Here is an 11,870-nt window from a genome sequence, read left to right as displayed (position 1 = left end):
CCCCTTTTACCAGTCTTTAACAATACGTCCCTTTACCCCTTTTGCTTTTTTGTTTTTCAACTTATCCTGGGTATTTTTCTCTTCATTTTTCAAAGCATCCAGCATCCTTTCTGCATCCTCTTTAGACAACTTATCTGGCTGAGGCTGTTGCCCCTGCTGATCTTTTTTATCCTGATCCTTTTTGTCTTTATCCTGTTTATCCTTGTCCTTTTGATCTTTATTCTGGTCCTTTTTATCCTGGTCTTTCTTATCCTTATCCTGCTTATCTTTGTCCTTCTGATCTTTATTCTGGTCCTTCTTATTCTGATCTTTCTTGTCTTTATTCTTATCCTTATTGTTCTTATCCTGCTGTTGTTGTTGCTTCAGCTTTTCCTGAGCATAAGCCAGATTATACCTCGTCTGATCATCTTTAGGATTATTGATCAAAGATTTTTTATAGGCCTCAATACTCTCTTCTAACTTTTTACTTTCCAGCAAAGAGTTACCCAAATTATGGTAAGCTTGCGCCTTTACTGCTTTGTTTTCTGATGAGGCAGCAATCTCCGTAAATTTTTGTGCAGCATTATCAAATTTCTTCTGCTTGTATAAAGCATCACCCAGATTAAAATTACCCGCTACGGATTCCTTTGTTTTTTCTACTGACTGGCGATAGCTGGCCTCAGCTTCTGCATATTTCTGTTGCTGATAAAGCTTATTGCCATTGTGGATGTATTTCTTCTCCTTCTGTGCAAAAACTACAGCCCCTTGTAATACAATATATATAATAATGATCAATTGCTTCATAACTACCTCACTTCAAACAAATTCAATTCACTTAATTTCAAGTTTCTACGATTAGAGATAAAAAACTCCAGCAGCAATAGTAACATCGATAAACCAAGGAAAAACTGGAACCTGTCTTCGTAATTTTTAAATGACTTACTATCGTAAGTTTTCTTTTCCATTTTATTTACCTGGTCCATCACGATGTTTAAACCACTATTCGCATTACTAGCCCTTACATATACGCCATTACCAGCTTCCGAAATCTCCTTACACATCTCTTCGTTCAATTTACTAACCACAGTTTTTCCAGCCTCATCCGTATGAAAGCCTACTGGCTTCCCATTCTTGTAAATAGGTACAGGCGCGCCCTCTTGCGAGCCCAGTCCAATCACATGTATGGCCACATCTTTAGCCCGAGCATTTTTAGCTGCCGAAACAGCATCATCCTCATGGTTTTCACCATCAGTCATCAAAATCATAGCCTTACTCGTACCGTTCACAAAATTAAAGGACTTCATCCCCATATCAATGGCAGCACCAATGGCTGTACCCTGCGTTGGCACAATATCAGTAGTAATGTTGTTCAGGAATAGCTTAGCGGCAGAGTAATCTGTAGTAATAGGCAATTGGACATAAGCCTCACCAGCAAAAATGATGATCCCTATTCGGTCGTTATGTAAATTATCAATTAACTGAGAAATGGCCCGTTTGGCATTCTCCAATCTATTAGGAGCCAAATCACCCGCCAGCATACTATTCGAAACATCCAATAAAATCATCAAATCAGCACCATCACGCTTCGCCTCTTCCATTTTAGTTCCTATTTGTGGATTGGCGATACCCACTACCAAAGAAGCATAAGCCAGTATATACAATACAAACTTTAAGCCCGGCCTACTCAACGAAACCTCAGGCATCATCCTTCTTACCGTATGTGGATCACCAAAAGCCAATAACGCTTTTCTTTTCCATCTGCGCACCCATAAGAAGATCAGGATGAGTAATGGAATCGCGGCTAAGCCCCATAAAAATTCTATATGTTCAAAACGTAGCATCTCTTTAAGTTAAGGCTCCTTTAAAAATTGTATTTCTCAATAAAAATTCAGCCAGCAGTAATACCAAAGCGATTAAAGCAAAAGGCAAAAAGCGCTCGGTCTTTTTATTATACTGGGTAACCGCAATCTTAGCTTTTTCCAGTTGATCTATTTGCTGATAAATCTGTTTCAACTTTTCGTTATTGGTAGCACGGAAATACTTTCCACCCGTAATGTTAGCGATCTTAGTCAACACATCTTCATCGATAGTAACCGGAACCTGCTGATATTCGATCCCAAATGGCGTTTTTACCGGATACGGTGCATAACCTTTTGTACCTACACCAACAGTATAAACCCTTACCTTCATTTGTTTCGCAATTTCTGCAGCAGTCATTGGCGGAATAGAGCCTGTAGTATTCGAACCATCAGTCAGTAAAATCACGACTTTACTCTTAGCCTCACTATCTTTTAGGCGATTCACTGCCGTTGCCAGTCCCATTCCGATAGCTGTTCCATCTTCAATCATTCCATTGTTAACATCCTTAAACAAGTTAATCAATACATCATGATCAATGGTAAGTGGACATTGGGTAAAGCTCTCTCCACTAAAAATAACTAGGCCTATACGGTCTTCCGGACGGTCCTTTATAAAGTCTATCGCAATATTTTTCCCAGCTTCCAGACGATTCGGTTTCAAGTCTTCAGCAAGCATACTACCCGAGATATCAGTCGCAATTACAATATCAATCCCTTCTGTTGTCGAGTTTTGCCAGCTAAACGCAGATTGTGGCCTCGCGAGTGCGATAATTAAAGCAATTAACGCCAATACCCTTAAAACGATCCCATAATGCCTTAAAATAGCATAGCTGCTCTTTTTACCGGAGGAAAAACCTTTTAAAGCCGACATCCGTAAACTTCCCTGAAGTTTGGTATTTCTCCAAATGTACCAGCCAATCATTAAAGGAATGATGATCAGGAGCCAGAAAAAGCCCTTATTGGCAAATTCAATTCCGCTAAACAGATTCATTATCGTTATTTTGTACTTTATTTTCAGTCAATGGAGCAGCAACCGCTTTGGTGTTCATTACAAAACTGATCGCATTTTCCATACTTTGTTCATTATCTGTATTCAATGGTGTTGCTTTGGCAAACTTCACCAAATCTGCAAGTAGCAGCATCTGCCTCAACTTATTTGTATTTTGTTCAGAAATATCAAGATGACGTAAGCCCGCAAAAATCTCTTCAGAGGTTTGCTCCAAAGCATTGATTTCATATCTTTTTTCCAGGTACTCTCTAATGATATCGGTTAGCTCGCTATGATATTGCTTAATCTGGCCTTGTTCCCATAACTTTTCATTTTTCAAAGCTTTTAGCTTATCTAAAGCAATGGTATGCAAAGGAACAATTGCTTTAGGAGGTTCAACTTTAGCCGGTTTATTTTTGCTTTTTTTAATGAAATACCAGATCAATCCGACAATTACCAAAATACCTAATGCCACAAGTAACACCAGTTTCCAGTTATCCCTAAGCCAGTCCATGAAAGAATAAGACACCGCTAAGGGCTCCTTAATATCATATATAGCTTTCGTCGTATCCACCTTTACGGCCGTTACCTCCAAAGGAAGTGCAGCCGTATTAAAGCTACCCGACTTGCTACCAAATGTATATGCAGGAATCATATGCAAGCCTGCATCAAAAGAGGTAATTGTATATTGCCTGCTGATGGTTTTTACACCTGGATTGTTTTGATCAGCTATAGTATCCGTCTTACCCATTTCAACAATTTGTATTTTTGATGAAATGGTATCTGCCAGTACCGGAAAATCTACATGTGAATTGGCGGGCAGATGAACAATCAAATGCAATTTGGTCTGATCCCCAAGTGCTATAGTGGTCTTGTCTAGCTTAGCCTCTACCCGAATGTCCTGCGCTTTTGCCGAGTAAGTAAAACCAGCTAAAGCCAGCATTAAGCACCAGCTAAAATTAAAATATTGTCTCATACCCTTATCTTCTGGCTTCTCTTTTCTTAAACAATGTCATTAATGGCTTGATATAGGATTGATGAGTTCCGATTTTGGTGAAATCTACCCCTGATTTTCTAAACATATCCTCCAGCTTTCCATTTCTTTCCAAAGCCGCAGCTTTAAATGAATTACGTACAGCCTTACTACTGGTATTAATCCATTCAATTTCGCCACTTTCTTCATCCTTCACTGGTATCAATCCCAAATCAGGGAATTCTTCTTCATGAATATCATATAACCTTAAAGCAACCAGGTCGTGTTTACGATTGGCAATTTTTAGCTCATTTTCAAAAGGACTGCTCATGAAATCAGAGATCAGAAAAGCCGTGCATCTTTTCTTAATAGCACTTGTAAAATACCTTAAGCCTTCGGCCACATTGGTACCTTTATTTTGCGGTTTAAAATCTATCAGCTCTCTGATGATCATCAGGATATGACTGCGACCTTTTTTAGGTGGAATAAACTTCTCTACCTTATCGCTAAAAAAGAGCAGCCCAACTTTATCGTTATTTTGTATGGCAGAAAAAGAAAGTACCGCACACAACTCTGTGGCCAGTTCTTGTTTCAACTGAACCTGTGTTCCAAAGTTTTTAGACCCACTCACATCCACCAGCAACATCACTGTCATTTCCCTTTCCTCATCAAATACTTTCACATAAGGATGGTTAAAACGGGCAGTTACATTCCAGTCGATGGTACGAATCTCATCCCCCACCTGATATTCTCGCACCTCGCTAAAGGCCATACCACGACCTTTAAATGCCGATTGGTATTCGCCCGAGAAGATCTGGTTACTTAAACCACGAGTTTTAATCTCAATCTTCCTTACTTTTTTTAAGAGGTCTTTGGTATCCATAATACTAAGGAACTTCTACTGCATTTAGTATTCCGGTGATGATCGTCTCCGTATTGATGTCTTCGGCTTCGGCCTCATAAGTAAGTCCGATACGATGTCTCAATACATCATGACAAACCGCCCTAACATCTTCTGGAATTACATAACCTCTTCTTTTAATAAAAGCGTATGCCTTGGCCGCTAAAGCGAGGTTGATACTTGCACGTGGTGATGCACCAAAACTAATCAGGTTCTTATAATCAGCTAATTTATAGTCGGCAGGGAAACGCGTTGCGAAAACGATATCAATAATATATTGTTCGATTTTCTCGTCCATATATACTTCTCTAACCGCTTTTCTTGCTCTCAAAATATCATCTGTATGAATAACGACATTAGCCTTAGGCATCCCCTGAGGCGCAATGTTGGCCCGCATAATCTTTTTCTCATCCTCCTTTTTAGGATAACCGATCACCACCTTCAACATAAACCTGTCTACCTGTGCTTCAGGCAGAGGATAAGTACCTTCTTGTTCAATTGGATTTTGAGTAGCGAGTACCAGAAAAGGCTTAGGCAATGGGAAAGTGTTATCCCCAATAGTTACCTGACGCTCTTGCATCGCTTCCAGTAAAGCACTCTGTACTTTAGCCGGCGCACGGTTAATCTCATCCGCCAAAATAAAATTAGAAAACAATGGCCCTTTTCTAACAATAAATTCTTCTTTCTTTTGGTTGTAGATCATTGTTCCCAGCAAATCCGCTGGTAAAAGATCTGGTGTAAATTGAATTCTGCTGAAACCTGCATCAATGGCTTTCGACAGGGTGTTAATAGCCAATGTTTTTGCCAGTCCTGGTACACCTTCCAAAAGGATATGTCCATCAGCCAGCAAACCTATCATCAGGCGCTCTACCATATACCTCTGCCCAACAATTACCTTATCCATTTCCATAAAAAGGAGATCGATAAATGCACTTTCTTTTTGAATCATTTCATTCAGTGCACGGATATCAGTTCCATACGATGAATGCTCAGTAATATTAGTTACTTCTTCCATTTATACCCATTTTTTTATTCGTTGCGAAAATTACAACAAACGTTAATTTTTTCACAGCGTTAAAAGGGGGTATAATGTTAAAATATGTTAAAAAGGGGGAATTTAGGTTGAACTTCACGAACTGGAATAAGTTTTTTCTTCTTTAGGAAGAAAAAAATGAACCGAGTTTGCGAGCTCAACGAATCCATTTAAAAACAATTAACGCTATGAGTTAATCCTAGGTTCGTTCTGAGCAACCAAAATTCCGCGTCACAAACTCAGGGATTGAGTTTCACGAAGGACCCTTTGTAAGGTGCTTTATTAACTTTTCACTGCCATGATTTCCTCGTAGGCACCGTCCCAAAGTTCAATACGTTTTTTTAAGGATTCGATAGTTGCTGCCTCAGCTGCTTTCCAATGTGATTCGTTATCAGCACAAAGTTCTGAGGTCATGGCCAAAGCAAGATGACTGTGATGGTCACCATCAACTTCAATGTGTCTGTCCAGGTAATATTTGAAAAGCGAAATCTGATCTGGGAATTTTGTATTGAGATCATTTACTATAGTCAGGAACATATTTGGAATCAAATCCTCTCTCCCAAATGTAAAAGTGCTGGCCTGTAGATGTGCTTCCCCGCTATTAATGATTTTAAAAGTATAATCAACAAAACTTCTAGCTGCCGCTGGTGTACCTGAAAAAGTATAGGCCTTTTCAAAATCACCGGTAGCTTTTAATGTCTCTGTAAACCTATTAATCTGTGTCGTATCTGCTCCACATTGTTGCATCGCATCCAGATACATTTCAAAATGGCTTTTCTTATCTCCATTTGCATCCACGTCAGACTCTTCTCCTGCAACGATTTCATTGATCAAAGCCCGCGTATTGCCCGAGCCAACAGGAAACCAGGGAACCTGAGTACAAGTCAAGTTAATCTGCAAAGACTTTAATAGAGACATAAAATCCCAAACCGCGTAAACATGATATTCCATAAAGATCCTCAAATCTTCCAGATCCTCAATTACGGCGTAAACCTTATGGTTAATAATTTCTGCTCTTAATGAAGCTATTGATGCTTGAATGTTTTCCAGAGGTCTGTTCATTGCCTTCGTTTTATAATTGGCCGCAAATGTAAAAGGAAATTTTGGTTGACTCTTCGAGGACTGGAATAAATTGTTTTTTCTTGACAAAAAACAAATGAACCGAGCTTGCGAGCTCAACGAATCCGTTAAAACCAATTAACGCTATGAGTTAATCCTAGGTCCTCTCTGAGCAACCAAAATTTCTGGGAAAGAACGAACGACTCTGCAGAGACTGAAATAAAACTGCAAAATTTCCTTAAAGCCTGCGGAGATTTAAGGACTCCCATTCAAATCATTATTTCAAATAAACAAAACAAACAACATAATATTCTTAATCAAGTCTATTTATTAATATTTAATTTCATTAAACATATTTTTGCAGTACAAAACGACCAAACAATGCATACAAATTCCTTATCAACAGGCGAAAAACAGATACTTGAAAAATTACTAGAAGAAGTAAAAACGAATACTGATTACTTCATGGGATATCCTGTATCTAAAGACTTTAACTATACCGAACTAATGCCCTTTATGGAATACCCTATGAATAATCTGGGTGATCCATTTGTCCCATCCACTTACGCGGTTGGTTCACGTGAAATTGAAAAAGAGGTCGTACAATTTTTTGCTGAGCTATTTAGAGCAGAGCCACACGATTGGTGGGGTTATGTAACTAATGGTGGTTCGGAAGGTAATCTTTACGGCCTATACCTTGCCAGAGAACTCCACCCTAAAGGTATGGTCTACTACTCTGAGGCTACACACTATAGCGTACAAAAGAATCTACACCTCTTAAACATGTCCAACATTGTAATCAGCACTCAGGATAACGGAGAAATTGATTACGAAGACCTGGAAAACACCATCCGAATGAACAGGCACATGCCCGTGATCATAATGGCCAATATAGGTACCACTATGACCGAAGCGCGTGATGACATCAGTAAAATCAAACTGATTTTAAAAAAGCTTGCCATCAAACATTATTATATCCATGCAGACGGTGCCCTATCTGGTAGTTATAGCGCACTAATAGAACCCCGCCCTGCCTTTGATTTTGTTGATGGTGCCGACAGCATAGCCATTAGCGGTCACAAATTCATTGGGTCTCCAATGCCATGCGGTGTAGTCATAGCTAAAAAATCAAATAGAGATAGAATTGCGCGTTCCGTAGCTTACATCGGAAGTATGGATACTACCATTTCCGGCTCCAGAAACGGACACAGCCCCCTATTCTTGTGGTACACCATAAAAAAACTAGGTATTGCTGGTCTAAAAGAACGTGCTAAACATTGCCTTGAAACTGCCAGTTACGCTGAACAAAAGCTTAAAGAAATAGGCATCCCAGCCTGGAGAAATGCAAATGCCATTACTGTAAACTTCCCTGAACCAGATTTAAAAATCAGGCAGAAATGGCAGCTCGCTGCCGAAGGTGGCTGGTCGCATATTATCTGTATGCCCAACATCACCAAAATACAAATCGATGAGCTGATACAAGAAATCATCAGCTCAAAAGTAGCCACACCAACCTTATAACCAACCAAGCAAATAAAAAAACGCTTATTTGATACCAACCATAAACAAACTAGGTACCTTACAATAAGGCGCCCAGCTTGACAAAAAAATTACCTTCTCCGTAAAGGCCTAGGAATTTTGCCTCCTTCAGGCAAAGGTTCCAGCCTTCGAGGAGAACGGTTATTTTTTACTTTTCAAAAAAAGCGACTTTATCCTTTTAGAATTCTTATCCGCAACCAAATACATACATGGAACCAAAACCAGCGTTAAGAAAGTGGCAAAACTCAACCCAAAGATGATTGTCCACGATAATGGCCCCCAGAATGCAACGTTATCCCCCCCAAAGTAAAGATGCGGATGCAATTCAGTAAACATGGTCACAAAATCTATATTTAAGCCTACAGCCAATGGCACCAATCCAAGCATTGTCGCCGTTGCAGTGAGCAATACAGGTGTCATCCTGGTCCGACCAGCTTCAATAACAGCCTCTCGCACCTCCATCCCCTGACTCACCATCAGATCCGCAAATTCAACCAGCAATATTCCGTTACGCACCACAATACCAGCGAGGGCTACGATTCCCAAACCAGTCATAACGATCGACAATTCCATACGGAAGATTGTTATTCCTAGTAAAACGCCAATTACACTAAACAGAATCTCACTTAAAATAACGATAGGTTTACTGATAGAGTTAAACTGCAATACGAGGATAATTAAAATGATAAACAACGCGCTAATCATGGCTGTGCCTAAAAATGCCGCGGTCTCCATTTGCTCTTCCTGCTCGCCGGCCATCTTGATCACTACCCCATCAGGCGCCTTAAACTCGTTGATCTCACTCTGAATATTGGCAACCACCTCATTGGCATTATACTCCGACAATACGTTCGAAGAAAGAATAATAATCCTTTTCTGCTGTTTACGCTTAATACCACCATAAGTATTCACATAATCTACATCAGCAAAAGCAGATATTGGCACTTGCCTGATGATCCCATTCATTCCCATATCCCTATAGGTGATCTTCATATTTCTTAAAGCTTCCAGGTTATTCCTTTGGTCCTCCTTTGCACGTACATTAATTTCATAATCATCATTTACATCCCTAAACTTTGAAACTTCGTAACCGTACAATGCAGCTCTTAAAGAATTACCGATATCCTGTGTGGAAACCCCCTCACGATTGGCCCTTTCTCTATTTATATTAAAAATAATTTCCGGCTTATTGTTCTGAAAGTCTGTCTTCAATTCCTCTACACCAGCAATCTGTTTGTTATCCAGAAATTTCTTCAATCGATCTGCCGTTACCGCAATGGAATCCAAATCATCACCAGTAATTTCAATACTGATCGGTTTTGCTGTTGGCGGACCACCCTGCTCTTGAGCAACCGTAATTTCTGCTCCGGGAATCCCCTTTACTGCCTGACGAATCTTATCCAGGTAATTAATAGTACGTTCGCCCTTACGTTTACCATAAGCCACAAAAGCAACCGTTACCTTACCCTTATTGGTATACTCGCCCTGATCTTCACCCTGAGGATCCGTAACCCCAACTGTAACATTCGAAATTATGGAAGAAACATCAGGGTTATTACGGCCTACAACCGTTGTCACCTGCGCTTCAACCTTTTCCACCACCTTACTCGTATACGCCTGGTCGGTACCCACAGGCAACTCAATATAGACATATGCAAAATTAGGATCAGCAGCAGGAAAAAAAACAATTCTCGGTGGCACCACGCCAACCAGGATCACTGTAAAGAAAAACAAGCCTACAGTACCCCATATCATAGTACGTGGACGTTTTAAAGCCCACACCAATAAGCTGTGATAGCCATTTACCACCTTAGGCCAGGTTACCGTCTGGAATTTTTTGATCATTCCAGTCAGCACAAAATGGTTTAGCAAATAAAGCAAAGCCAGTAATACTACGAAATTTCCTAAGCCAAAATTCACCAGATAACCAATTATGGCCAGAATTGTAAAGACCACTATCGTACGCTTAACCGCCTTGTTAAAAGTAGGCCGCTGACCTTCATCATCATGATGCGGTTTCATAAAATCAACTGCAAAGACCGGGTTAATGATATAAGCTACAATCAACGAAGCTGATAGCGTAACAATCAATGTAACCGGCAAGAAATACATAAATTCACCAATAATTCCAGGCCAAAACAACAAAGGGAAGAAAGGCGCCAATGTGGTTAAAGTACCTGACAACACCGGTAAAAACACTTCCCCAGTAGCTACTTTAGCAGCCTGCACAATAGGAACTTTACCATTGTCAAAAATCCGGTGCGTATTCTCTATTACCACAATTGCATCATCCACCACAATCCCCAGTCCCAGTAAAAAAGAAAACAGTACCATCATGTTCATGGTAAAATTAAAATCGAATACGCCACCCAACACTGGCATCAAAAGGAAAGCAATAAACATAGACAGCGGCACAGACATCGCTACAAATAGCGCATTGGTTACCCCCATAAAAAACATCAGAATCAGTGTTACCAGAATAAAACCAATAATGATGGTATTGATCAGATCATGAAGTGTAACCCGCGTCTGATCGCTCTGATCACCCGTAATCGTAATGTTCAGCTTCTCAGGAATCACCTTCCCCTTCATCTCCTTCAATAGTGCATTGATCTTATCCGAGGCCTCAATCAGGTTTTCGCCACTTCGCTTTCTCACATTTAGGGTAATTACATTTTTCCCGTACAATCGGGCGTAACTATTTTGCTCCTTAAATGAATCCTTTACTTCGGCAATATCCTTTAAATAAACAGAACCGCCCGAAGGCGTTTTAACAATCAGGTTACCAATCTCTTCAGCATCTTTAAACTCTTTCTTAACATTTAAAGTCCGCAGCATCCCGTCCATCTTCACCGACCCCCCAGATATCGTTTTATTCTCTTTACTTACCGCCATAGCGATATCATTGAATGAGATATGCGCAGCCTCCATCTTACGTAAATCAACATTGATCTGTATTTCAGGTTCCAGCGCGCCCACAATATCCACTCCGGCAATCTCTTTCAAACCTTCAACCCGATCTTGAATATCATCAGCATATTCCTTTAATTTCTTTAGGTCATAATCACCCGAGATATTGATATACATAATTGGCAGATCAGAAAGATTGATATCCATGATCACCGGATCGGCCGGTAAATCAGATGGAAGATCTGTCCTGGCCTTATCTACAGCATCCTTTACCCGTTGTTTGGCATCTTTTATATCTACCCCAGTGTTAAACTCTGCAGTAATAAATGAGAAATCCTGGTACGAATTGGAAGTGATTTTTTTCAATCCCAATGTCCCTCGAATTTCCTTTTCCAGCTGCTTGGTCACCAGGTTTTCTATATTAGCAGGCGAAGTACCTGGATATACCGTTTGCACAAATATCTTTGGGATAATCACCTCCGGAAAATTCTCTTTTGGCAGACTGTGGTAGGAAAAATAGCCGGCAATCATCAGTAAACACGTAAATACGTATATAGCCGTTCTGTTATCTATCGCCCAACTAGACGGTCCAAACTCTTTATTAACATCCTTCATATTCTATTATGAAT

At 40.0% G+C, this 11,870-nt stretch carries 9 protein-coding genes; 1 reads left to right on the top strand and 8 read right to left on the bottom strand.

Going from position 1 to position 11,870, the window contains the following annotated elements:
• Window positions 1-6: 6 nt before the first annotated feature.
• The 7 genes from BLS35_RS09495 to BLS35_RS09465 all read right to left on the bottom strand — a co-directional run bounded on the left by BLS35_RS09495 (window position 7) and on the right by BLS35_RS09465 (window position 6,795).
• Window positions 7-783: a tetratricopeptide repeat protein gene (locus BLS35_RS09495; RefSeq protein ID WP_090780219.1), complete on the bottom strand. Its 777-nt coding sequence runs from the start codon at window positions 781-783 to the stop codon at window positions 7-9.
• Window positions 784-785: 2 nt separating this feature from the next.
• Window positions 786-1,820 (bottom strand): vWA domain-containing protein, encoded by a 1,035-nt coding sequence (locus BLS35_RS09490; RefSeq protein WP_090780218.1) that lies wholly within the window; start codon window positions 1,818-1,820, stop codon window positions 786-788.
• A gap of 4 nt (window positions 1,821-1,824) precedes the next feature.
• Entirely contained in the window at window positions 1,825-2,829 is a 1,005-nt protein-coding gene (locus BLS35_RS09485; RefSeq protein ID WP_175459585.1) for a vWA domain-containing protein, read from the bottom strand.
• Window positions 2,816-3,802, bottom strand: a complete 987-nt coding sequence (locus tag BLS35_RS09480) for a BatD family protein (protein ID WP_090780216.1) — start codon at window positions 3,800-3,802, stop codon at window positions 2,816-2,818. Before BLS35_RS09480 ends, BLS35_RS09485 begins: the two co-directional genes overlap by 14 nt.
• Before the next feature lie 4 nt (window positions 3,803-3,806).
• Entirely contained in the window at window positions 3,807-4,682 is an 876-nt protein-coding gene (locus BLS35_RS09475) for a DUF58 domain-containing protein (RefSeq protein WP_175459584.1), read from the bottom strand.
• A 4-nt stretch (window positions 4,683-4,686) separates the two neighbouring features.
• On the bottom strand, window positions 4,687-5,649 hold the full coding sequence (locus BLS35_RS09470; protein ID WP_371328240.1) for an AAA family ATPase: 963 nt from the start codon (window positions 5,647-5,649) through the stop codon (window positions 4,687-4,689).
• Between the two features lie 366 nt (window positions 5,650-6,015).
• Window positions 6,016-6,795 carry a DUF3050 domain-containing protein gene (locus BLS35_RS09465; protein ID WP_090780410.1) on the bottom strand — a complete coding sequence of 260 codons (780 nt, stop codon included), beginning with the start codon at window positions 6,793-6,795 and terminating at the stop codon, window positions 6,016-6,018.
• Window positions 6,796-7,173: 378 nt separating this feature from the next.
• On the opposite strand from BLS35_RS09465, the gene BLS35_RS09460 reads away from it, so the two are divergent.
• On the top strand, window positions 7,174-8,313 hold the full coding sequence (locus BLS35_RS09460; RefSeq protein ID WP_090780210.1) for a histidine decarboxylase: 1,140 nt from the start codon (window positions 7,174-7,176) through the stop codon (window positions 8,311-8,313).
• A gap of 159 nt (window positions 8,314-8,472) precedes the next feature.
• Here BLS35_RS09460 and BLS35_RS09455 read toward each other — a convergent pair whose 3' ends face one another.
• Entirely contained in the window at window positions 8,473-11,856 is a 3,384-nt protein-coding gene (locus tag BLS35_RS09455) for an efflux RND transporter permease subunit (RefSeq protein ID WP_090780208.1), read from the bottom strand.
• Window positions 11,857-11,870: the final 14 nt, after the last annotated feature.

The organism is Pedobacter sp. ok626 (assembly GCF_900100435.1).
GTDB lineage: Bacteria > Bacteroidota > Bacteroidia > Sphingobacteriales > Sphingobacteriaceae > Pedobacter.
This window is presented reverse-complemented; position numbering and strand designations above follow the sequence as displayed.

Bases quoted from the DNA above. Each gene is read 5' to 3' on its own strand.
- BLS35_RS09490 (WP_090780218.1), bottom strand. From the start codon at position 1,820: ATGCTACGTTTTGAACATATAGAATTTTTATGGGGCTTAGCCGCGATT.
- BLS35_RS09465 (WP_090780410.1), bottom strand. From the start codon at position 6,795: ATGAACAGACCTCTGGAAAACATTCAAGCATCAATAGCTTCATTAAGA.
- BLS35_RS09455 (WP_090780208.1), bottom strand. From the start codon at position 11,856: ATGAAGGATGTTAATAAAGAGTTTGGACCGTCTAGTTGGGCGATAGAT.
- BLS35_RS09485 (WP_175459585.1), bottom strand. From the start codon at position 2,829: ATGAATCTGTTTAGCGGAATTGAATTTGCCAATAAGGGCTTTTTCTGG.
- BLS35_RS09460 (WP_090780210.1), top strand. From the start codon at position 7,174: ATGCATACAAATTCCTTATCAACAGGCGAAAAACAGATACTTGAAAAA.
- BLS35_RS09480 (WP_090780216.1), bottom strand. From the start codon at position 3,802: ATGAGACAATATTTTAATTTTAGCTGGTGCTTAATGCTGGCTTTAGCT.
- BLS35_RS09495 (WP_090780219.1), bottom strand. From the start codon at position 783: ATGAAGCAATTGATCATTATTATATATATTGTATTACAAGGGGCTGTA.
- BLS35_RS09475 (WP_175459584.1), bottom strand. From the start codon at position 4,682: ATGGATACCAAAGACCTCTTAAAAAAAGTAAGGAAGATTGAGATTAAA.
- BLS35_RS09470 (WP_371328240.1), bottom strand. From the start codon at position 5,649: ATGATTCAAAAAGAAAGTGCATTTATCGATCTCCTTTTTATGGAAATG.